Raw genomic sequence first — 20,009 nt, 5'->3', positions numbered from 1 at the left:
TTTTCCCGCTCATTCGGGACCGTGGAGGAACAATCCCTGCCGCACCAAGGAATCGGGCCAGCAGGGGAGGGCTCCGACGTCGGACGCAGGCGCGCGTGTCCGAGCACCCCGCCCAACTTTCGGTGCCTACGTGCCTACGTGCCTACGCGGCAACCAAACGGTTGTACTCCGGGTACCGACGCAGGTAGTCCTGCACATAAGTGCACTCGGGGATGATCCGTTTTCCGCGCGACTCCAGGTCTTCGAACACGAGGGTGACCAGTGCCCGCGCGTAGCCGCGGCGGCCGTACGCCTCGTTGATGATCGTGTGCTGGAGATCCACGACACCATCCTCGTCGCGGAAACCCACGAAGCCGATGTAGGTATCCGCGTGCCACAGGGAGTACCGCCCGCGGTCGTCGTCACGGTCGAGCCGCAGTCCCTCGTGGACAATCTTCGCGGGTTGTTTGGCCGGTTGGTGCTTCGTCATGTCAGGCTCCTCGGGCTGGTTGCTCACAAGGCTAGTCCTCGAAGGCCTCGTAGACCTCCACTGACACCAGTTTGCCGTCGCGGCCCGGGGTCCGTTGGACCACGATCATCGCCCCGGGGCGCAGGTAGGGGTCCGACGACGGCAGCAGCGCGGTGTGCTGGTTCGGCATCTTGGCAGCCAGCACAGAGAGGGCACTGGGCAGCACCGGCCGGTGCGTGCACACCACCGTCGGCTGTCCCTTGTCGAGGAGCTTCTGGATCGCGCGGCGGGCCTTCTCGGGGTTCCGCTTGTTCTCGCGCTCTGTGATGGACCCGACCGTTTTCATCGCCAGGCCGGTGACATGCAGATAAGGCGTCACGGTCTGCGTGCACCGCGTCCACGGGCTCGTCGCGACCTTCGTGGGCCTCCACGCGGCCAGCAGGCTGGACACGGCCAACGCCTGCCGCCGTCCGGTGGCGGCCAAGGGGCGTTTGCCCTCCTCCTTCGTCCAGCTCGAGCGGGGCTTCGCCTTGGCGTGCCGGACGATGATGAACGGAGTCGTCTCCAGCTTGCCCGCCTCGTAGGCGGCGACGAGGGCGTCCAAGGGCACGACGTCGGAGGGGTTGGTGAGCAGCCGGCGCGCCTCCTCGTGCGTCGCCCAGCGCACGGCGTCGACCTCGTCGCCGTCGGGAACGGCCTTGGCCCGCCCGACGTGCGCGGCCCAGTAGTAGACCACCTTCGCGCCGGATGCGACGTCGTAGCTGATGGCCGGCAGCGGAACCCCCAGCGCGACGTCGATGCCCACCTCTTCGCGGACCTCGCGGACCGCGCACTCGGGGACGGTTTCGCCGTCGTCCAGCTTGCCCTTGGGCCAGGACCAGTCGTCGTAGCGCTCGCGGTGGATCAGCAGGAGCTGCAGGCCCTCGCCGTTGACGCGCCAGGGCAGGACCCCGGCCGCGACGACTTTGAACGCGGCACCCGCGATCGACTCGTCGTCGCTGGAGCGCACGAGAGGCGCCATCAGAGCCGGACCGCGCCGCGCTGGCGACGGCGCGAATCCAGCAGCCAGCTCTGGATGTCGCGCAGCGCCGTGCCGTCCTCGGCCTTGTTGTGGCGTGCCCAGACGCCGTCCGAGTCGAGGTGCCAGCTGGCCGTGCGCTCGTCCATGTAGCGGTCCATCAGCGCCACGAGGTCCACGATGTCCTCGCGGTTGGACAGCCGCACGAGGGCCTCGACGCGGCGGTCGAGGTTGCGGTGCATCATGTCGGCGGACCCGATGAAGACCACGGGGCTGCCGGCGTTGGCGAACATGAAGACGCGCGAGTGCTCCAGGAAGCGGCCGAGGACCGAGCGCACGCGGATGTTCTCGCTCAATCCGGGCACCCCGGGGCGCAGCGCGCAGATGCCGCGCACGATCACATCCACGTTCACGCCCGCCTGCGACGCGCGGTACAGGGCGTCGATGATGGCCTCGTCGACCATGGAGTTGACCTTGATGACCACGCGGGCGTCGAGGCCCGCGCGGCGGTTGGCGATCTCCTGCTCGATCCGGTCGATCAGACCCGAGCGCAGCGAACGCGGGGCCACGAGGAGCCGCTTGAACGTGGACCGCGGCGCGTACCCGGAAAGCTGGTTGAAGAGCTTGGACAGGTCCTCGCCGACCTGGTCGTCCGCGGTGAGCAGGCCGAGGTCCTCGTAGTAGCGGGCCGTCGCCGGGTGGTAGTTGCCCGTGCCGATGTGGCAGTAGCGCCGGAGCCTGTCGCCCTCGCGCCGCACGACCAGGGACAGCTTGCTGTGGGTTTTGAGGCCCACGATGCCGTAGACCACGTGCACGCCGGCCTGTTCCAGCTTCCGCGCCCAGGAGATGTTGGCCTGCTCGTCGAAGCGCGCCTTGATCTCCACCAGGGCCAGCACCTGCTTGCCGGCCTCCGCGGCGTCGATCAGCGCGTCCACGATCGGGGAGTCGCCCGAGGTGCGGTACAGCGTTTGCTTGATGGCCTGGACCTTGGGGTCCGCGGCCGCCTGCTCCAGGAAGGCCTGGACGGAGGTGGAGAACGAATCGTAGGGGTGGTGCAGCAGGATGTCGCGGCGGCGCATCGCGGCGAACATGTTCGCCGCCTTGGACGTCTCCGACTCGTTGAGGTAACGGCTGGTGTGGGCCAACTGTTTCGGGTAGCGCAGGTCCGCCCGGTCGATGCGGGAGATCTGGGTCAGTCCGCGCAGGTCCAGTGGCGCCGGCAGCTCGTAGACCTCGTCCTCCTCGACCCCCAGTTCGCGCACCAGCAGCGAGCGTACCGCGGGGTTGATGTCGTTCGCGACCTCGAGGCGCACGGGCGGGCCGAAGCGGCGGCGCAGGAGTTCCTTTTCGAGTGCCTGGAGGAGGTTTTCGGCGTCGTCCTCCTCCACCTCGAGGTCCTCGTTGCGGGTAACGCGGAAGGAGTGGTGCTCCACGATCTCCATGCCCGGGAACAGGAGGTCCAGATGTTGGGCGATGACATCCTCGAGCGTGATGAAGCGCGCCACGCGTCCGGGCGAGTTGCCCGCGCGGGGGCCGTCCACGGAGATCAGCCGCGGCAGCACGTCCGGGACCTTCAGGCGCGCGAAGAGCTCCTTGCCGCTGATCGGGTTGCGCACGATCACAGCCAAATTCAGCGACAGCCCGGAGATGTAGGGGAACGGGTGGGCCGGATCGACGGCCAGCGGAGTGAGGACGGGGAACACCTGGTCGGAGAACCAGCGGCGGAGTTCCTCCTTGGCCTGGTCGTCGAGCTCGTCCCAGCGGTTGATGAGGATCTGCTCCCGCGCAAGTGCAGGGCGCAGCTGCTCGGCGAAGACGTGGGCGTGGCGGAGCTGGAGTTCCTTGGCGGACTCCAGGATGTGGTCCAACTGGTCGATGGGGCTGATGCCGGCGGGGGAGGGCACGGCCAGGCCGGTGGCGATGCGGCGCTTGAGGCCGGCGACGCGCACCATGAAGAACTCGTCCAGGTTGGACGCGAAGATGGACAGGAAGCCGACCCGCTCCAGCAGGTAGAGGTCCTCGTCCTCGGCCAGTTCCAGGACACGCGCGTTGAAGTGCAGCCAGCTGAGCTCGCGGTCCAGGAAACGGTCCTGCGAGAAGTCGCCGTCGGGTAGCAGCGAGGGCCCGAAGTCCGGCAGTTCGATCCGGTCCTGGGTGGCCCGCGCGGATGGCATGTCGCTGTCGCCGAAGGTGGTGGAGACCACCGGTGTCGTGTCCATCGGGCGTGTCCTAACGGTTGCTGTGCTGTGGTGCGGACCGGGCCGGGTCCGGGCGCCGCCAAGTGCTCGCAGCCCCGGCCGGAGCCGCCGCTTCACTCTACCCGGCAGGGCCTAGGCGACGGGCTTGGTGGAAGCCGTTGCGGCATACATGACGTCGACGTCCCACCGGGTGAATCCGAGCTTGCGGTAGAGCTCGACGGCGGCCGTGTTGTCCGCATCGACGTAGAGCATGACCGCCTCCAACCCCCGGGTGTGCAGGTGTTCGATCCCGGCCAGCGTGAGCGCCTTGCCGAGGCCGGTGCCCTGGGCGGCGGGGACGACGCCGACGACGTACACCTCGCCGATTCCCTGGTGGTTTCCCGTGCGCGGATTGACGACCGCCGGGTGCCGCTTGGTCCAGTGGAAGCCCAGGATGCGGTCCTCCGCATCGACGGCCAGCAGGAAGCCCTCCGGGTCGAACCAGTCCTCGGACATCCGCGCGTCGAGGTCGGAGCGCTTCATGGCGCCCTGCTCCGCGTGGTCGGCGAACGCCGCGGCGTTCGCCGCCAGCCAGGCCTCCTCGTCGCGGCCGGGAACGAACGGGCGCACGGTGACACCGTCCGGCGCCTTGGCCGATTCCAGGCCCTCCCTGTGCGTGAGGCGCATCCGCCAGAGTTCCCGAACGGGGACGAATCCGTTTTCCTCCGCGAGCCGGGCCGCGGCCTCGTGGTTGCCGTGGGACCAGGCGTGCAGGCGCGCCAGATCCGTCTGCGCGCCGACGACGGAAAGCAGGGCGGCCCCGATCCCGTCGTTGCGGTATTCGGGGTGCACCACCACCTCCAGGGTCCCGGCGGCGGCGTCGCGCGGTTGTAGCGCGACGGCCACGCCCAGGAGCTCGGCCGAGTCGTGTCCTTCGCCATCCGTCAGGTAGGCGTACGCGCCGAGCAACGCGTCGGCGTCGTCGTTGGTGCGGAGTTCCACCAGCGTCTGCTCGCTCAGGGGAGGGTTGCCGTCGGAGTCCTCGGCGGCGGCGGCGAGTTTCCGGATGCGGTCGAACACTTCGGGCTCGGGCCGTCCCTTGAGGGTGCTGATGGTCCAGTCGGTGTTCACGGATGCGCTCATGGAACCAACATAGCGCCGTGCCGCGGGCTTTGGGGAGACGCTTTTATGCCTCGACGGTTTCGTCGGCCTCGCTGTGGCGGGTGTTGGTGAAGCGGTAGCCGACGTTGCGGACCGTCCCGATCAGCTGCTCGTGGTCCGTGCCGAGTTTGGCGCGCAGCCTCCGCACGTGGACGTCCACGGTCCGCGTGCCCCCGTAGTAGTCGTAGCCCCACACCTCGTGCAGGAGCTGGTCGCGTGTGAACACCCGTCCCGGGTGCTGCGCGAGGTACTTCAGCAGCTCGAATTCCTTGTAGGTCAGGTTCAGCGGTTCGCCGTGAACCTTGGCGGTGTAGCTGGATTCGTCGATGACGACGCCGGCCGCGCGGATCTCGGTCGATTCGTCGGTGGTGCCGGACGGGCGGACGGTCGCCAGGCGCAGCCGCGCCTCCACTTCCGCCGGTCCGGCGGTGTCCAGCACGACGTCGTCCGCCTGCCACAGGGAGGACACGGCCGCCATGCCGCCCTCGGTGAGGATCAGCATGATGGGGGCGGAGAGGCCGGTCGTGCGCAACAGCTGGCAGAGCGACCGGGACCCCGAGAGGTCCTTGCGGGCGTCCACCATGACGACGTCGGCGGCCTCGGCGTCGAGCAAGGCGGTCGCCGCGGCGGGGAAGATGCGGACCTCGTGCGCCAGAAGCTCAAGTGCGGGGAGCACGTCGATGGATGGGCCGGACGCGTTCGTCAGAAGCATAATGCTGGCCATGTGCGGGCCTCCTCAAAGCCTATGGATCCGAGCGCGTCGTTGGGACCGGGTTCACACAAGTATAAATGTGCGTGCCGGTCCGGCCGCGGGGCCGGCGTCACGAACACGCAACACGCATGGTTTTGCGCCCGTCTGCGGCGCGTCAGCGCGATAGGGCAGGATGGAGGGGTGAGGACCAAAACCGCCGCAGGATCAGCACTGGCCGCCACCGCAGCCGTGGTCGCCGCCAGCTACGCGGACGCCGGCGCGTCGAACGCACTGGTGTGGGCCGTCGTCACCGTGCTGGTCCTGCTGTTCGCCATCGGCTGGCCGCGGATGATGGACCTTCCCGCGGCCTCCTCCGCGTCCGTGTTGGTGGCGCTGGCTGGTTGGGCGGCGGCGACCGTGGCGTCCGCGTCCAGCATGCCGGAGCCCATGAAGTGGATGGCGGCCTGCGCGGCAGTGGGTGTGATTGCCGTGTTCGTCGCGCAACTGATGCGCGGGACCGGCGAACGGCAGCGGTTGGAGTCCACGGTCACCGGGGCCGGCGGGATCGTCGTCGCCGTCTTCGGCTCGGGATGGGTCGCCGTCGACCGGCTGGCGCCCAACGCCTCCAACTCCTCCATGATGGTCGTCTCGGGGCTCAGCATCGCCGCGGCGGTGCTCGCGGGAACGATCCGCTGGCCGGACCGGGTCACGGCGCCCCTGGGATTGCTCGTGGCCGCCCTGGTCGGCGGCGTCGGAAGCGTCATCGGGACCGATATCCCCATCTTCGCCGGCGTCGCGGTCGGCGCCGTGGTGGGCGCCGTCGTCGTCGGTTGCCGTGTCCTTATGGTCGCCGAGCGCGGCGCCCGGGGAACGCTGGCCGCGATCGCCGCCGGGGTCGCGCCCGTCCTGGCGGCCGGCGCGCTGGCGTACTACGTCGAGCGGCTCCTGCTGCGCTGAGCCAGGCGTCCGCGCGCCGTCGCAATGTTGCGGCCGGTGCCGAAACCACCGCCGCCGTTGGATAGGATGGACGCATGGAATCCAATTACCTGGCGCTCGAAATCTTCTTCATCAGCCTCCTCGCGGTGGCCGGACTCGGCATGGCCGGCTTCGCCGCCCTGGTGGTTTCCCGCCTGTTCAAGGGCCAGAAGTAGGTCGGTACACCACCCATGCCGATTGAGATACCGACGGACCTGACGCCGGAACTCGTTCCGCTGTCCTGGCTGCTGGGCGAGTGGCAGGGGACCGGCCGGCTGGGCGAGGGGGAGGGCGACGACGCCCACTTCCACCAGCGGGTCGAGTTCACGCACAACGGGCTGCCGTATTTGCAGTACCGCGCCGAGAGCTGGCTCACCGACGAGGAGGGCAACCGGCTGCGGCCGCTGTCCATCGAAACCGGCTTCTGGGCCCTCGACCGGCCGCTTGTCGACGCGGACGGCGGTCCGGGCATGGCGCCCGCGGACATCGTTCCCGCATTCCGCACCGCGGACGACGTCGAGCGGCTGCGCAACGCGGACGGCGGCTTCGACCTGCAGGTCAACGTCGTCCACCCGGGCGGCATCAGCGAGCTGTACTACGGCTCCATCAAGGGCCCCCAGGTCCAGCTCGCCACCGATCTGGTGATGCGCGGCACCCATTCAAAGGACTACGCCTCGGCGACCCGGATCTACGGGCTCGTCAACGGCGACCTGTACTGGCGGTGGGACGTGGCGGCCAACGGCAAGGGGCTGGCGGCACACGCTTCCGCCGCCCTGAAGAAGAGCGAGTAGATGTCCCTCCCCTCACCCCTCCTTAACCGCCGTGCCGCCATCGAAGGCTCGGGCCTCGACGCCGGCGTCGCCGCACACTATGGCGAGCCGCTGCCGGAGCAGCGACGGCTGGCGGCCGGCGAAGCCGTCGCGGACCTGTCGCACCGCGGCGTCGTCACGATCACCGGACCGGATCGGCTCTCCTGGTTGAATACGCTGTCCTCCCAGCAACTCCTCGGCCTGGCGCCGGGTGGGTCGGGCGAGGCGCTGTTCCTGACCGTCCAGGGCCGAATCGAACACGTCTGCCATGTCGTGGACGACGGTGAGACGGCGTGGCTGCTGGTCGAGGGCTTCGAAGCCGCGCCGCTCGCCGCGTTCCTGGCGTCCATGCGCTTCATGCTCCGCGTCGAGGTCGCCGACGTCAGCGCCGATTGGGCCGTCGTCGGATCCTCCGTGGAGCTTCCGGGTTTCGCGGATCGCACCGTGTGGCGCGATCCGTGGCCCGGGGTGAACGAGGGTGGCTATGCGTATTCGGTCGGCGACCACCCGGCCGCGGACCGCACGTGGCTGGAGTACCTGGTTCCCGCGGCGGAGCTGGAATCCGCCGTGGACGGGCTGCGGCTCTCCGGCACCATGGCCGTGGAGGCGCTGCGGATCGCCGCGTGGCGTCCGCGCATGGGGGCCGAGACGGACGAGAAGACGATCCCGCACGAACTGGACTTGATGCGCACCGCGGTACACATGTCCAAGGGTTGCTACAAGGGCCAGGAAACCGTCGCCCGAGTTCACAACCTGGGGCATCCGCCGCGCCGACTGGTGTTCCTGCACCTGGACGGGAGCCAGCACACGCTGCCCGCCCCGGGCAGCGAGGTCCGGTTGGGGGAGAAGTCCGTGGGCCGCGTGACGTCGGCCGCGCTGCACTACGAGGCCGGGCCGATCGCGCTGGCCGTGGTCAAACGCAACGTGGACCCGGCGGCCACACTGACCGTCGTCGACGGCGACGAGGGCTATGCCGCGGCACAGGAAACGATCGTGGCGACCGACGCCGGACAGGTCGTCGGGCGCCAGCAGGGCTTCCTACGCGGGCCGCGCTAGGAACGCTCCTGCCCGGCCGGAGGCGCGGGCGGCAGGCCGATGCGCGCCCCGGTGACCGAACCGGCCAAGACGAATCCCAGGGAGTTGGCCGTCTGGTGCGCCGCGCGGTGGCTGAGTCCCGCGCGCCATTGCGGAACAAGGCCCTGCGTCAGCGCCTCGTCGGCGGCGACGGCGGAGATGTAGCTTCCCAGCCCGTGCCGGCGCAGTGAGGGAGCCGTGATGGCCGTGACGTCCGCGATCAGTCCCTCCCAGACGTCGTAGCCCGCGCCCGCCAGTGGCGCGTGTCCGTCGTCGGCCAGCAGGGTGAAGGTGTGTCCGCGGCGGGAGAGTGCGACGCCGGCGAGGTCGTCGCTGGGGCATTTGTTCTCCAGTTCGGCCGCGTGCCCGGGCTCGAAGGAGACGACCGTGGACTCCGACGGCGCGACGTCGAGCGGTTCGTCGAGGTAGTAGAGCGAGTATTCGCCGGTGCCGCGGGCGTCGTGGCTGCCGATGTTGTCCCGGATGAGGCGGACCAGCGTGGATTCCTGCGCCAGTTCGTCGTCGCCGACGTCCTTCGCGGCGTCCAGGAACCAGGCCGGACCCGCCAGTGCGGAGCCGCGGAGCAACCGGAGGAAGACGACGGACTCCGCGTCGTCGTCGGGTGCCAGGACGCGCGCGGCCGACTCGCCCATCGCCGCGAAGTGCAGGGCGGAGTCGGGGAGGCCGAGCCTGCGCGCCCATGCCAGTGAAATGATCGCCCTCGTGCCCGTCTCCAGCTCCATGGACGCAAGCCTAGTGGCCGGGGGCCGCAGCCGGGCCAACGCCTCCTATCCGAAGAGGGTCACCGCTTCGTCGTAGCGGTGTTGCGGCACGCGCTTGAGGTTGTTCAGCGCCGCCTGGAACGGCACGCGGTGGACGCCGGTTCCGCGCAGGGCCACCATGTTGCCCCAGGCGCTGTCGTCCACGGCGTCGACCGCGGCCATGCCGAGCCGCGTGGCGAGCACGCGGTCGTAGGCCGTGGGGACGCCTCCGCGCTGGATGTGGCCGAGGACGGTCGCGCGCGTCTCGATGCCCGTGCCCTCTTCGATCCGCGCGGCCACCTGGTCGCCGATGCCGCCCAGCCGCGGGCGCCCGAACGTGTCGAGCCCGCGGTCCGAGTAGGCCTCGTCGGCGTCGTCGGGCACCCAGCCCTCGGCCACGACCACCAGGGGCGCGCGGCCGCGCTCGTGGGCCTCCAGGACCCATTCGTTGACCTGGCGCATGCTGACGCCCTGCTCGGGAATCAGGATCGCGTGGGCGCCGGCGGCCATGCCGCAGTGCAGTGCGATCCAGCCGACGTGCCGGCCCATGACCTCCGCGACCATGCAGCGGTGGTGGGATTCGCCCGTGGTGCGCAGCCGGTCGATGGCCTCGGTGGCGATTTCCACGGCGGTGTCGAACCCGAACGTGTAGTCGGTCGCGTCGAGGTCGTTGTCGATGGTCTTGGGGACGCCGACGATCTTCAGTCCGGCGTCGGTCAGGCGCTTCGCGGCGGCCAGGGTGCCTTCGCCTCCGATGGCGATGATCGCGTCGACGCCGATCCGCTCGAGCGTGGCCACGATCTTCTCCGGACCGCCGTTTTCCCCGTCGAAGGGATTCGTGCGGGAGGTGCCGATGATGGTGCCGCCCTGCTTGGAGATGCCGCGCACGCGCTCCCGGGGGAGCTCCACGGTGTCGCCCTCGACGACGCCGCGCCAGCCGTCAAGGAATCCGACGAACTCGTGGTCGTAGGTTTTGATCCCGTTGAGGACGGCGGCCCGGATCACCGCGTTGAGCCCGGGGCAGTCTCCGCCGCTGGTCAGGATTCCGATGCGCATGCGTGCTCAGCTTTCGTCGGGTGCTTGTCCCGTTTCGGTGGGACCTGGTTGAAGCACGACGCTGGGCTTGGGACTCGATGCTAGCAACTTCGGGACGTGACGGCCACCACGGACGGGTTGTCAGCGGCGGTCGCCGATGAGCCGTTCGAGCGCGATCGAATCGTCCTGTAGCGGGACGAGCAGCCACATCACGAGGTACAGCGCGACGCCGATGAACGGAAGCAGGAAGCTCAGCAGCACGGCGATGCGCACCAGCGTCACGTCCCAGCCGGTCTTCTCGGCGATCCCGCCGGCGATGCCGCCCAGCATGCGCTTGGGACCGCGGCGGAAGGGGATCGAACGGAGTGTGGAATAGAACGTGTCCATGGGTGAAGCCTTTCACGTGTTGCCTGCCGGCGATAGTAGCTGATCGGTGGGGTTAGGCGGGGGACCGGTGGGGGTTGGTGGAGCGGCGGCCGGCGACGAGCCCCCCGACGATCAGCAGCAGGCCCGCACCGACGACGATCCCGACGGCGATGAGCGCCGGGTCGAGTGTTAGGCCGTAGAGGATTCCCGCGAGCATGATGAGGCCGACGGCGACGAGCACGAGCCCGAAGACAAGCGTGCCGACCGGAAACCGTTGGACGTCGGCGGTGTCCGCCTCGGTGGCATCCCCGCCGTCGTAGTGGCTGTTGGGTTCGCTCATGGCGAGACCTCCTGGGTGGTTGCGTTGACGGAATGGAAGGCGCCGTCGATGGTGATCGAAAGGGTGGGACCGGTGGCGTCGGGGTTGAGACGGATCCTGCCGTCGTCGCCGCCGATGCCCGCGTAGTGGGACGTCTCGCCGTTGGCGGACACCTCCAGGGCGTAGAAGGCGCTGTCCCCGTGGATCACCACGGGAATGTCGTCCGGGACCGTCAGATCCAGGCTGCTGAAGACGTTGTTGACGCTCACCGCGGTGTCCGCCTCCAGGTCGCGGCCGAGCGGTCTGAGGTCCAGCTCCGCGGCGCTGAAGACGTAGGTGTATTCGTTGCCGTCGCGCGATTGGGCGGGGCCGAACGCGGGGCCGAACGCCGGGGCGTTGGCCGGGAGGTGGACGGTGGCGCCGCCCGCGAGCAGGGTGGGCACGAGCAGCGCGATCGCGAACCCGGTCAGGGCGCCGCCGCTGTGCCGCCGGAGGGACGCGCCGACCAGCCCGAAGCCGAGGACCGTCAGTGCCGCGGCCAACGCGACGGCGGGGGTGCCGGCGCCGAGGTCGAACCATCCCAGGATCGACGCGAGCGCCGTCGTGCCGCCGACGAGGACGGCGATCCCGAGGACGATCGCGACGACGCTGCCCGGAAGGGGATTGCGGGTCGCCTCACGCGTGGATGGTGCGGGCGGCGCGGCCGCCGGTGCGGGGGCGGATGCCGGCGCATAGCCGGTCGAGGGCCCGTAGGTCGTGGGCACGGGTCCGTAGGTGGTGGGGGATGCGTACGTCGAGGGGGACGCGTGGAGCGGCCCCGTCGCGGTGGGGGGCTGCGGCGTCGTGGTGGGGAGTTCCTCGGCGGGTCCGAAGACCTCCGGGGGCGGGACGGCGTCGTCGCGCCGGCTGCCGCGGGTTGCCGCGAACCAGACCACGGCGCCGACGAGCACGAGCGTCCAGAGGGTGCCTCCCCACCAGCCGTTCCAGTCGCCGTCGCCGTCCCATCCGCCGAACGGCCCCGGGCTCCCGAGGGTGCCCAACACGAAGAATGCCAGCGCCCCGGTCATGCCGGTGCGCCAGCGGCCGCGTCCGGCTTCCTGAGCATGGATCCGGCCGTCCGGCTCGGGCAGCAGCGCCCACGCCAGGCCGTACAGCAGTAGGCCGATGCCGGTGAAGACGACCAGGACCAGGACGATGCCGCGGGCCAGGACGGGGTCGATGCCGAAACGCCTGCCCAGGCCGCCGGCCACGCCGCCGATCCAGCGGTTTTCGCTGCGCCATACGCCGAGTCCGCGGACCCAGCGGAAAAAGGAACTCTCAACAGGTGCGTTGTTCATACCCCCAATCCTTCCGTCGGGTCCGCCGTGCCGCCATGGGGGTCGACCCTGAACGGCCCCTGAACTGCGGCCGGTTCAACCCCGGTTCCCACCCGGCGGCGCCCCTGGGCGTGTTTGGATGGGGGCATGACAGCCGAACCCCTTCGCCCGCCGCTGGTCCGCGGTGGCGCGCGCGTCCTGGCCGGCGTCTGCTCGGGCCTCGCGGTCCATCTGGAACTCGAGGTCCGCACGGTGCGCTTGGGGATGGCGCTCGCGACGCTGCTCGGCGGCGCGGGACTGTTGCTGTACGCGTGGCTGTGGATCTTCGTTCCGAACGAGGACGACGCCGCCCGCGCGGCCGCCCGGTCCGCCGCCGCCGATCCCGTCTCCATCACCCGCAACCTCCGAGCGAACGGGGCGGTCCGGACGCCTCCGCGCGAACGGATCCGGCTGGAGGGGCGCGAAGTCCTGGCCGGCGTCGGGCTGCTCGCGGTGGGGGTCCTGTTGGTCGCCCAGCTGCAGGGCGTCGGCATCGCATGGAACCTGGTCTGGCCCGCGCTCGTGATCGTGGCGGGCGCCGTCCTCGCATGGATCCAGCTCGACGCCGACCGCCGCGAGGGGCTCCGGCGCCGCGCCGGGGCGGACCGTGCCGCCGGCTTGGCGCGGCTGGCGGCCGGCACGGCGCTGGTGGTGACGGGTTTGGTGTTCCTGCTGTCCGGGGCGGTGCCCTGGGAGGCGATGTGGTCCGGGGCGCTCGTCTCGCTGGCCGTGCTGGCCGGCGTCGTTCTGGTGTTGTTGCCCTGGGGCCTGCGGTTCTGGCGCGACTACGTCTCCGAACGCTCGTCGCGCGTGCGCGCCGCGGAACGGGCGGAGATCGCCGCGCACCTGCACGATTCCGTGCTGCAGACCCTGGCCCTGATCCAGCGGCGCGCCGACGACGAGGGGCAGGTCCTGCGGCTGGCGCGTGCCCAGGAACGCGAACTGCGGCGGTGGCTCTACCGCCAGGACGCGGTGGTGGAGGGCGAGATCGGCGAGGCGATCCGAGGAGAGGCGGCCCGGCTCGAGGACGCCCAGGACGCGGTGATCGAGGTGGTCTCTGTCGGGCGGTTGACGGGACTCGCCGGACACGATCCCCTGCTGCAGGCCGCCCGTGAAGCGATGCTCAACGCGGCCAAGCACGCCGGCGGGACCGTGTCCGTGTACGTCGAGGCGCGCGGCGACGGCGTGGACGTGTTCGTCCGCGACCGCGGCGGGGGCTTCGTGCCCGCGGCGGTGGGCGAGGACCGCCTCGGGGTGCGCGAATCCATCGTGGGACGCATGCGCCGCAACGGTGGATCGGCCACGATCCGTTCCGGCCCGACCGGAACCGAGATCCATCTGGCCATGCCACACCAGCCGCCCGAAGACCACGAGTAGGAGAGACCCCATGACAGAGCCGATCAGCGTCGTCGTCGTCGACGACCACGCGATTTTCCGGTCCGGCCTCAAGGCCGATCTGGACGAACGCATCCGCGTCGTCGGCGAGGCGGCGACCGTCGAGGGCGCGGTCCGGGCCGTGGGGGAACTTCGCCCGGCCGTGGTGCTGCTGGATGTGCACCTCCCCGGCGGGCGCGGCGGCGGGGGCGCCGAGGTCCTGGCCGAATGCGCAGGGATGCTCGGGGACGTGCGGTTCCTGGCGTTGAGCGTCTCCGACGCGGCCGAGGACGTGGTGACCGTCATCCGGGCCGGGGCCCGCGGATACATCACCAAGTCCGCGTCCGGCCGGGAGATCTCCGACGCGGTGGAGCGCGTGGCGGGTGGAGACGCCGTCTTTTCCCCGCGGTTGGCCGGGTTCGTGCTGGACGCCTTTGGAACCCGGGCCGCTGCCAGCGCGGAGCAGGAGTTGGATCTGTTGTCCGCCCGGGAGCTGGAGGTGATGAGGCTGATCGCCCGCGGCTACAGCTACAAGGAGGTCGCGCGGGACCTGTTCATTTCGGTCAAGACCGTGGAGACGCATGTTTCCTCGGTTCTGCGGAAGCTACAGCTCTCCAACCGGCACGAACTCACCCGCTGGGCCGTGGATCGCCGGATTCTGTAGCACCCGGGCTCTGGAGGGACGGGATTCTGAACGGCCGGGATTCTGAACGGCCGGGATTCTGTAGGCCGGGATTCTGAACGGCCGGGATTCTGTAGGCCGGGATTCTGGCGGCCTGGTGCGGTCCTGGTGGAGGGGTGCGGTCAGCGGGCGCCACATCGGTGCGGCCGGACCGTCTCCGGCGGACCGGCACGGTGCCCCGGTCTGGCCCGAGCCCCGCGATTCCGGGGCGGCCCGCCCGGGCAACGGGCACCCACAGGGTGCCGGCCGGTCCAATGTGGCGCCGGCTTGTCCACATTCCGGCGGCCGACCCGCGCAAGGGCCATCTCATCGGGCCAGCATGGGGCCATGGAAGCCGAAATGGCGCTCGCCGAAGCGGGGGGTCTGGCCCGCTGGAAGGCCCTGACCGCCGCGGGCGTTGGCGCGCGTGAGCTCGGGAGGGCCGTACGTTCAGGAACCGTGGTGCGACCCGGGCACGGGATCTATGCCCTGAGCGACTGCGCACCGGAACTGGCCCAGGCGCTCCGGGTCGGTGCCTCGCTGGGTTGTGTCAGCGCCGCCGGCGCGCATGGACTTTGGGTTCTGAGGAAACACGGACTTCACCTGAGTTCCCCGCGCGGCGTCGTCGTCCCGGCGCGGGGGAGAGTACACCGGGTGCGGGCGCGGCACGGTCCCGTCGTTCCGGTTGAGGTCTGCCTGCGGCAGGTCGTGGCGTGTCTCCCCCCGCGGGAGGCGCTGGTCGTCGTGGAGTCCGCCGTGGTCAAGGGCCTGGTGCAACTCGACGAACTGGAGTCGATCTTTGCGGGGCGGGGATCCAAGCGCTCGCGGGAGGTGTTGGTTCGCATCGACTGCGGATCGGAGTCGATTGCGGAGACGCTGGCTCGGGATGCACTGCGGTCGGCCGGACACGACGTGGTCTGCCAACGGCGGTCCCGGGCGTGGGAAGGGTGGATCTGGAGGTGGACGGGACCCTGCTGGTGGAGGTCGACGGCCGCGCCTACCACTCGGACGAGCAGTCGTTCACCGAGGACCGGCGCCGCTGGAACGAACTGAGCATCGCGGGCAGATCCGTATTGGTCCTGCCCGCCAAGCCGATCCTGTGGGACCCGGACTCGGTCCTGGAACCGGTGGGGCGGTACTTCGCCGCCCGGCAGCGGAGAGCCGGCGCCACATTCGGCTTAAAGTGACGTGGCGCGGACCCGCGGCGGTTTCCCCACGGTGCCCGCCGCGGCCCGGAACTCCGTGGAAAGCCGGGGCCACCAGAGCCGAACATGCTGAAGCCGGCGCCACACGCGCCCGCCGCGGAATCCCCGCGGCGACCGATGTGGCGCCGGCTACCGAAGCTCGCGGACTACTTGGCGCGGCCGAGCAGTTCCTGAATGCGGGCAACGCCCTCGGCCAGGTCCGCGTCGCCCAAGGCGTAGGACAGCCGCACGTAACCGGACGGGCCGAAAGCCTCGCCGGGCACCACGGCAACCTCGGCCTTCTCGAGGATCAGCGCGGCCAGGTCCGCCGACGTCTCCGGCCGGACTCCGTCTATCTCGCGGCCCAGGATGCCGCGCACGTCGGCGTACGCGTAGAACGCGCCCCGCGGCACGGGGCATTCGATGCCGTCGATGGAGTTCAGGGCATCGACCATCGTCCTGCGGCGGCGGTCGAACGCCGTGCGCATTTCGGCGACCGCGTCCAGCGGTCCCGAGACCGCGGCGAGGGCCGCCATCTGCGAGACGTTGGCGACGTTGGACGTGGCGTGCGACTGGAGGTTGGTCGCGGCCTTGATGACGTCTGCGGGACCGGCCATCCAGCCCACGCGCCAACCGGTCATGGCGTAGGTCTTGGCGACGCCGTTCAGGATGACCACGCGGTCCCCGAGTTCGGGGGCGGCCGTCGCAATGGACGTGAATTCCGCGTCGTCGTAGGTGAGGTGCTCGTAGATCTCGTCGGTGACGACCCACAGGCCTTTTTCCGCGGCCCAGCGGCCGATCTCGGCAACCTGTTCCGGCGCGTAGACCGCGCCGGTGGGGTTGGACGGGGAGACGAAGATCAGGACCTTCGTCTTCTCGGTCACCGCCTGCTCCAGCTGCTCCACGGTGACGAGGTAGCCCTGCTCCGGGCCGGCGAAGACCTCCACGGGAACGCCACCGGCCAGTCGGATCGCCTCCGGGTAGGTGGTCCAGAATGGCGTGGGCATCAGGACCTCGTCGCCCGGATCCAGCAGCGTGGCGAACGTGTTGTAGACGGCCTGCTTGCCGCCGTTGGTGACCAGGACCTGTGACGCCTCGATGCCGTAGCCAGAATCGCGCATCGTCTTCTCGGCGATGGCGGACTTGAGCTCGGGCAGCCCGGAGGCGGGGGAGTAGCGGTGGAAGCGGGGATCGCGGGCCGCGGCGATGGCGGCCTCGACGATGTAGTCGGGTGTCGGGAAGTCCGGTTCCCCCGCGCCGAAGCCGATCACCGGGCGCCCGGCGGCCTTCAGGGCCTTCGCTTTAGCGTCGACTGCGAGGGTGGCGGATTCTGCGATGGACCCGATGCGTCGGGAGATGCGTGGCATGGTGTCGCTTTCTGTGTGGGCGGGAGAATTGCGCCGGACCTCTCCAGCTTATCCATGGGGCGCCGCGGGGCACCGCCAGACCCGGAGTGTTTCGGCGGCCGGCGCGTCCCCGGTGCCCCGCCAAGCACGACGCCGGCACCTCCCTCGGCGCGTCCCCGGCGCCCCGCCAAGCACGACGCCGGCACCCTCCCGGCCGGAGGGGAAACGTCCGCGAAAGGCCGGTTCGACTTGTGCGAATCGATTGCGTAGACTGTTTCCTCGGTGTTCGAATACGCCCCAATGAAGCGCGCTTGCCCGCAAGTTCGGTGATTTGGGAAGGATTCAGCCCCAAAGGGTAGTGGCGCAATTGGTAGCGCAGCGGTCTCCAAAACCGCAGGTTGCAGGTTCGAGTCCTGTCTGCCCTGCGCAGTGGCAATCCACGCAAACGGCGTGGCGTGCTCGGCGAAATCCACGTCACGGTGTGTTGCGGCCGAAAGGCTGCGGTGCACCGTGATTGTTTCCATATGGCAGAACGCGAAACGAGGCACAGTGACTGAAACGGCTGCTAGCAGCTCGCAGGGCTCGCCGAAGGGTGAGAAGCCCGCGAAGCGCGGCATCTTTGCCGGCCTCGCGCTGTTCTTCCGCCAGGTGATCGCCGAGCTGAAGAAGGTCGTCACCCCCACCCGCAGCGAATTGGTGAACTACACGCTGATGGTGCTCGGGTTCGTCATCCTGGTGATGCTGATCGTTAGCGCGCTGGACTTCGTGTTCGGAAACGGATCGATCTTCGTCTTCACGGACAAGCCGGAGCAGTAGCCCCGGCGCGCCGCCGACGTCAGGGATGGCCGCCGTTGAAAAGTTCTGGTGTACCAGTCAATGAAAGCAGGAACCGCAGTGTCCGATCAGGAACTCGAAGCGCAGGCCAACGACCAGGTCGTTGAGCAGGCAACCGAGGCCGACGCCGTAGAGGCGCCGGCCGATTCCGTCGTTTCCGAGGATGTCGCCTCTGCCGACGACGCGGGAACAGACGCCGCGGACACCGAGGCAGTCTCCGGAGCCGAAGAGGCCGACGCCGAGCAGGCCGACGCCGGAGCCGAGCAGGCCGACGATGCCGAGGCCTCCACCGACGCCGAGCAGGCCGACGACGACGACGATGATTACGACGACGACGAAGACGACGCCGCGGGATCCGACGACGCCGAGGCCTCCGCGGAGTCCGACGAGGAGCCGAAGGTCGACCCGCTGGAGGCCTTCCGCACCCAGCTCCGCCGCCAGCCCGGCGACTGGTACGTCATCCACTCCTACGCCGGGTACGAGAACCGCGTGAAGGTGAACCTCGAGACCCGCATCCAGACCCTCGGCATGGAGGATTTCATCTACGAAATCCAGGTGCCGATGGAAGAGGTCGTGGAGATCAAGAACACCACGCGCAAGATCGTCCGCCGCGTGCGCATCCCCGGCTATGTGCTGGTCCGCATGGAACTGACGGACGCCTCGTGGGGCGCCGTCCGCCACACGCCCGGCGTGACCGGGTTCGTTGGCAATGCGCACGATCCCGTGCCGTTGAGCCTGGACGAGGTCTACTCCATGCTGGAGCACACCGTGGTCCTTTCGGAGCCGTCCGAGTCCGGCAAGCCGGGCCGCGCCCCGATCACGCAGGTCGATGTCGACTTCACGGTCGGCGAGTCGGTGACCGTCAACGACGGTCCGTTCGAGACCCTGCCCGCCACGATCTCGGAGATCAAGCTCGATTCGCAGCAGCTGGTTGTCCTCGTCTCGATCTTCGAGCGCGAGACGCCGGTGACGCTGTCCTTCAGCCAGGTCACCAAGATCCAGTAGTTTCCCAGTCTTCGTTCTGCGCCGGCCGCTTTACCGGTGCGCAACGATCCGGTCGCCGCGCCACGGCGGCCAAACCCCCGGCGCACGCTCCTGTGCGACGGGAACCGCAATGAGAAGAAGGACCCGAAATGGCCCCGAAGAAAAAGGTCACCGGCCTCATCAAGCTGCAGATCCAGGCAGGCGCCGCCAACCCGGCCCCGCCGATCGGTCCCGCGCTTGGTCAGCACGGTGTCAACATCATGGAATTCTGCAAGGCCTACAACGCCGCCACCGAAGCACAGCGCGGCAATGTGATCCCTGTTGAAATCACGGTCTACGAGGACCGCTCCTTCACGTTCATCACCAAGACCCCGCCGGCTGCCGAGCTCATCAAGAAGGCCGCAGGCGTCGCCAAGGGTTCGCCCACTCCGCACACCGAGAAGGTTGCGAAGCTGACCCAGGCGCAGGTCGAGGAGATCGCGACGACGAAGATGGAAGACCTCAACGCCAACGACATCAAGGCCGCGGCCAAGATCATCGCCGGCACCGCCCGTTCCATGGGCATCACGGTCGAAGGCTAACCAGCAACACCGCCTCCCTTTCGGGGGGCACACCAAAATATCCAAGAACGACGGCGAAACGCACCGCCCGGTGCGCGCCACCGCCGTCGCAGTGGCAGGGTCGAGCGCGACCCATACGGACCACGACTGCATAAGGAGAACAAGCAGATGGCAAAGCGCAGCAAAGCATACGAGGCAGCTGTAGCCAAGATCGATGGCGACAAGCTCTACTCGCCGATCGAGGCAATCAACCTGGCCAAGGAATCCGGTTCGGCCAAGACGGATTCGACCGTCGAGGTCGCCTTCCGCTTGGGCGTCGACCCGCGCAAGGCGGACCAGATGGTCCGCGGCACGGTCAACCTCCCCAACGGCACGGGCAAGACCGCCCGCGTCGTGGTCTTCGCGAACGGCGACAAGGCAGAGGCCGCCATCGCGGCCGGCGCCGACTTCGTTGGCTCGGACGACCTGATCGAGAAGATCTCCGGCGGCTGGACCGACTTCGACGCCGCCGTGGCGACGCCGGACCTCATGGGTAAGGTAGGACGCCTGGGCAAGATCCTCGGCCCGCGCAACCTGATGCCGAACCCGAAGGTCGGAACGGTCACCATGGACGTGGCCAAGGCCGTCAACGACATCAAGGGTGGAAAGATCGACTTCCGCGTCGACAAGCACTCCAACCTCCACTTCATCATCGGCAAGGTCTCCTTCGACCAGAACAAGCTGGCCGAGAACTACGCCGCCGCGCTGGAAGAGGTGCTTCGCCTGAAGCCGTCCTCCTCCAAGGGCCGCTACATCCAGAAGGCCACCGTGGCCACCACGTTCGGTCCGGGCATCCCGGTCGACCCGAACGTCACGAAGGTCGTCATCGAGGGCTAGT

The 20,009-nt window shown here is 69.3% G+C and carries 22 protein-coding genes and 1 tRNA gene; 12 read left to right on the top strand and 11 right to left on the bottom strand.

From position 1 onward, the window contains the following. Positions 1–142: 142 nt before the first annotated feature. The 5 genes from ACHAAJ_RS15480 to ACHAAJ_RS15460 form a co-directional block, all read right to left on the bottom strand. Complete coding sequence (locus ACHAAJ_RS15480; protein ID WP_435729141.1) at positions 143–469, bottom strand: GNAT family N-acetyltransferase; 327 nt, start codon at positions 467–469, stop codon at positions 143–145. Positions 470–500: 31 nt separating this feature from the next. After that, positions 501–1,457 carry an NUDIX hydrolase gene (locus ACHAAJ_RS15475; RefSeq protein WP_435729140.1) on the bottom strand — a complete coding sequence of 319 codons (957 nt, stop codon included), beginning with the start codon at positions 1,455–1,457 and terminating at the stop codon, positions 501–503. Between the two features lie 11 nt (positions 1,458–1,468). Beyond that, on the bottom strand, positions 1,469–3,685 hold the full coding sequence (locus ACHAAJ_RS15470; protein WP_435729139.1) for an RNA degradosome polyphosphate kinase: 2,217 nt from the start codon (positions 3,683–3,685) through the stop codon (positions 1,469–1,471). A 111-nt stretch (positions 3,686–3,796) separates the two neighbouring features. Then, complete coding sequence (mshD, locus tag ACHAAJ_RS15465; RefSeq protein ID WP_435729138.1) at positions 3,797–4,786, bottom strand: mycothiol synthase; 990 nt, start codon at positions 4,784–4,786, stop codon at positions 3,797–3,799. A gap of 43 nt (positions 4,787–4,829) precedes the next feature. Next, a complete protein-coding gene (locus ACHAAJ_RS15460; RefSeq protein WP_435729137.1) occupies positions 4,830–5,528 on the bottom strand; it encodes a winged helix-turn-helix transcriptional regulator in 699 nt (232 codons plus the stop codon). Between the two features lie 168 nt (positions 5,529–5,696). Here ACHAAJ_RS15460 and ACHAAJ_RS15455 point away from each other — a divergent pair, with 168 nt between their 5' ends. The 3 genes from ACHAAJ_RS15455 to ygfZ all read left to right on the top strand — a co-directional run bounded on the left by ACHAAJ_RS15455 (position 5,697) and on the right by ygfZ (position 8,335). After that, complete coding sequence (locus ACHAAJ_RS15455) at positions 5,697–6,452, top strand: hypothetical protein (RefSeq protein ID WP_435729136.1); 756 nt, start codon at positions 5,697–5,699, stop codon at positions 6,450–6,452. 209 nt (positions 6,453–6,661) lie between these two features. Beyond that, positions 6,662–7,261: a heme-binding beta-barrel domain-containing protein gene (locus tag ACHAAJ_RS15450; RefSeq protein WP_435729135.1), complete on the top strand. Its 600-nt coding sequence runs from the start codon at positions 6,662–6,664 to the stop codon at positions 7,259–7,261. Beyond that, positions 7,262–8,335 carry a CAF17-like 4Fe-4S cluster assembly/insertion protein YgfZ gene (gene ygfZ, locus ACHAAJ_RS15445; RefSeq protein WP_435729134.1) on the top strand — a complete coding sequence of 358 codons (1,074 nt, stop codon included), beginning with the start codon at positions 7,262–7,264 and terminating at the stop codon, positions 8,333–8,335. On the opposite strand, the gene ACHAAJ_RS15440 is transcribed toward ygfZ, so the two are convergent. The 5 genes from ACHAAJ_RS15440 to ACHAAJ_RS15420 form a co-directional block, all read right to left on the bottom strand. Beyond that, on the bottom strand, positions 8,332–9,096 hold the full coding sequence (locus ACHAAJ_RS15440) for a GNAT family N-acetyltransferase (protein WP_435729133.1): 765 nt from the start codon (positions 9,094–9,096) through the stop codon (positions 8,332–8,334). The genes ygfZ and ACHAAJ_RS15440 overlap by 4 nt on opposite strands. A 45-nt stretch (positions 9,097–9,141) precedes the next feature. Beyond that, the gene (locus ACHAAJ_RS15435) at positions 9,142–10,170 is read right to left on the bottom strand and encodes a 6-phosphofructokinase (RefSeq protein ID WP_435729132.1); all 1,029 of its coding nucleotides are present in this window, start codon (positions 10,168–10,170) and stop codon (positions 9,142–9,144) included. 120 nt (positions 10,171–10,290) lie between these two features. Next, positions 10,291–10,536, bottom strand: coding sequence for a PspC domain-containing protein (locus ACHAAJ_RS15430; protein WP_435729131.1), 246 nt, complete (start codon positions 10,534–10,536; stop codon positions 10,291–10,293). 52 nt (positions 10,537–10,588) lie between these two features. Beyond that, positions 10,589–10,855: a hypothetical protein gene (locus tag ACHAAJ_RS15425; protein ID WP_435729130.1), complete on the bottom strand. Its 267-nt coding sequence runs from the start codon at positions 10,853–10,855 to the stop codon at positions 10,589–10,591. Next, a complete protein-coding gene (locus tag ACHAAJ_RS15420) occupies positions 10,852–12,171 on the bottom strand; it encodes a PspC domain-containing protein (RefSeq protein ID WP_435729129.1) in 1,320 nt (439 codons plus the stop codon). The genes ACHAAJ_RS15425 and ACHAAJ_RS15420 overlap by 4 nt, the downstream gene beginning before the upstream one ends. Before the next feature lie 126 nt (positions 12,172–12,297). Between ACHAAJ_RS15420 and ACHAAJ_RS15415 the strand changes: the two genes are divergently transcribed. The 4 genes from ACHAAJ_RS15415 to ACHAAJ_RS15400 all read left to right on the top strand — a co-directional run bounded on the left by ACHAAJ_RS15415 (position 12,298) and on the right by ACHAAJ_RS15400 (position 15,411). Then, positions 12,298–13,566: a PspC domain-containing protein gene (locus ACHAAJ_RS15415; protein WP_435729128.1), complete on the top strand. Its 1,269-nt coding sequence runs from the start codon at positions 12,298–12,300 to the stop codon at positions 13,564–13,566. A gap of 10 nt (positions 13,567–13,576) precedes the next feature. After that, on the top strand, positions 13,577–14,227 hold the full coding sequence (locus ACHAAJ_RS15410; protein ID WP_435729127.1) for a LuxR C-terminal-related transcriptional regulator: 651 nt from the start codon (positions 13,577–13,579) through the stop codon (positions 14,225–14,227). A gap of 345 nt (positions 14,228–14,572) precedes the next feature. After that, on the top strand, positions 14,573–15,277 hold the full coding sequence (locus tag ACHAAJ_RS15405; RefSeq protein ID WP_435729126.1) for a type IV toxin-antitoxin system AbiEi family antitoxin domain-containing protein: 705 nt from the start codon (positions 14,573–14,575) through the stop codon (positions 15,275–15,277). Then, complete coding sequence (locus ACHAAJ_RS15400) at positions 15,172–15,411, top strand: putative endonuclease domain-containing protein (RefSeq protein ID WP_435729142.1); 240 nt, start codon at positions 15,172–15,174, stop codon at positions 15,409–15,411. The genes ACHAAJ_RS15405 and ACHAAJ_RS15400 overlap by 106 nt, the downstream gene beginning before the upstream one ends. A gap of 164 nt (positions 15,412–15,575) precedes the next feature. On the opposite strand, the gene ACHAAJ_RS15395 is transcribed toward ACHAAJ_RS15400, so the two are convergent. Next, complete coding sequence (locus tag ACHAAJ_RS15395) at positions 15,576–16,775, bottom strand: pyridoxal phosphate-dependent aminotransferase (RefSeq protein WP_435729125.1); 1,200 nt, start codon at positions 16,773–16,775, stop codon at positions 15,576–15,578. 331 nt (positions 16,776–17,106) lie between these two features. On the opposite strand from ACHAAJ_RS15395, the gene ACHAAJ_RS15390 reads away from it, so the two are divergent. From ACHAAJ_RS15390 to rplA, 5 genes are all read left to right on the top strand, one after another. After that, positions 17,107–17,179, top strand: a tRNA-Trp gene (locus tag ACHAAJ_RS15390). A gap of 124 nt (positions 17,180–17,303) precedes the next feature. Then, on the top strand, positions 17,304–17,570 hold the full coding sequence (gene secE / locus ACHAAJ_RS15385) for a preprotein translocase subunit SecE (RefSeq protein WP_435729124.1): 267 nt from the start codon (positions 17,304–17,306) through the stop codon (positions 17,568–17,570). Positions 17,571–17,648: 78 nt separating this feature from the next. Further along, a complete protein-coding gene (gene nusG / locus ACHAAJ_RS15380) occupies positions 17,649–18,593 on the top strand; it encodes a transcription termination/antitermination protein NusG (RefSeq protein WP_435729123.1) in 945 nt (314 codons plus the stop codon). A gap of 128 nt (positions 18,594–18,721) precedes the next feature. Further along, positions 18,722–19,153, top strand: coding sequence for a 50S ribosomal protein L11 (gene rplK / locus ACHAAJ_RS15375; RefSeq protein ID WP_435729122.1), 432 nt, complete (start codon positions 18,722–18,724; stop codon positions 19,151–19,153). A 147-nt stretch (positions 19,154–19,300) separates the two neighbouring features. Next, on the top strand, positions 19,301–20,008 hold the full coding sequence (gene rplA, locus ACHAAJ_RS15370; protein WP_435729121.1) for a 50S ribosomal protein L1: 708 nt from the start codon (positions 19,301–19,303) through the stop codon (positions 20,006–20,008). The last annotated feature ends 1 nt before the right edge of the window (position 20,009 follow it).

The organism is Arthrobacter arnarulunnguaqae, from assembly GCF_051262515.1.
GTDB lineage: Bacteria > Actinomycetota > Actinomycetes > Actinomycetales > Micrococcaceae > Arthrobacter_N.
The sequence above is the reverse complement of the archived record's forward strand: the minus strand, read 5'-3'. Positions and strand labels throughout refer to the sequence as shown.

Excerpts from the sequence above, each read along its gene's own strand:
- mshD (WP_435729138.1), bottom strand. The coding sequence starts at position 4,786 with ATGAGCGCATCCGTGAACACCGACTGGACCATCAGCACCCTCAAGGGA.
- ACHAAJ_RS15430 (WP_435729131.1), bottom strand. The coding sequence starts at position 10,536 with ATGGACACGTTCTATTCCACACTCCGTTCGATCCCCTTCCGCCGCGGT.
- ACHAAJ_RS15450 (WP_435729135.1), top strand. The coding sequence starts at position 6,662 with ATGCCGATTGAGATACCGACGGACCTGACGCCGGAACTCGTTCCGCTG.
- ACHAAJ_RS15470 (WP_435729139.1), bottom strand. The coding sequence starts at position 3,685 with ATGGACACGACACCGGTGGTCTCCACCACCTTCGGCGACAGCGACATG.
- ygfZ (WP_435729134.1), top strand. The coding sequence starts at position 7,262 with ATGTCCCTCCCCTCACCCCTCCTTAACCGCCGTGCCGCCATCGAAGGC.
- ACHAAJ_RS15480 (WP_435729141.1), bottom strand. The coding sequence starts at position 469 with ATGACGAAGCACCAACCGGCCAAACAACCCGCGAAGATTGTCCACGAG.
- ACHAAJ_RS15395 (WP_435729125.1), bottom strand. The coding sequence starts at position 16,775 with ATGCCACGCATCTCCCGACGCATCGGGTCCATCGCAGAATCCGCCACC.
- ACHAAJ_RS15410 (WP_435729127.1), top strand. The coding sequence starts at position 13,577 with ATGACAGAGCCGATCAGCGTCGTCGTCGTCGACGACCACGCGATTTTC.
- rplK (WP_435729122.1), top strand. The coding sequence starts at position 18,722 with ATGGCCCCGAAGAAAAAGGTCACCGGCCTCATCAAGCTGCAGATCCAG.
- ACHAAJ_RS15415 (WP_435729128.1), top strand. The coding sequence starts at position 12,298 with ATGACAGCCGAACCCCTTCGCCCGCCGCTGGTCCGCGGTGGCGCGCGC.
- ACHAAJ_RS15405 (WP_435729126.1), top strand. The coding sequence starts at position 14,573 with ATGGAAGCCGAAATGGCGCTCGCCGAAGCGGGGGGTCTGGCCCGCTGG.
- rplA (WP_435729121.1), top strand. The coding sequence starts at position 19,301 with ATGGCAAAGCGCAGCAAAGCATACGAGGCAGCTGTAGCCAAGATCGAT.
- ACHAAJ_RS15425 (WP_435729130.1), bottom strand. The coding sequence starts at position 10,855 with ATGAGCGAACCCAACAGCCACTACGACGGCGGGGATGCCACCGAGGCG.
- ACHAAJ_RS15420 (WP_435729129.1), bottom strand. The coding sequence starts at position 12,171 with ATGAACAACGCACCTGTTGAGAGTTCCTTTTTCCGCTGGGTCCGCGGA.
- ACHAAJ_RS15440 (WP_435729133.1), bottom strand. The coding sequence starts at position 9,096 with ATGGAGCTGGAGACGGGCACGAGGGCGATCATTTCACTGGCATGGGCG.
- ACHAAJ_RS15460 (WP_435729137.1), bottom strand. The coding sequence starts at position 5,528 with ATGGCCAGCATTATGCTTCTGACGAACGCGTCCGGCCCATCCATCGAC.
- ACHAAJ_RS15435 (WP_435729132.1), bottom strand. The coding sequence starts at position 10,170 with ATGCGCATCGGAATCCTGACCAGCGGCGGAGACTGCCCCGGGCTCAAC.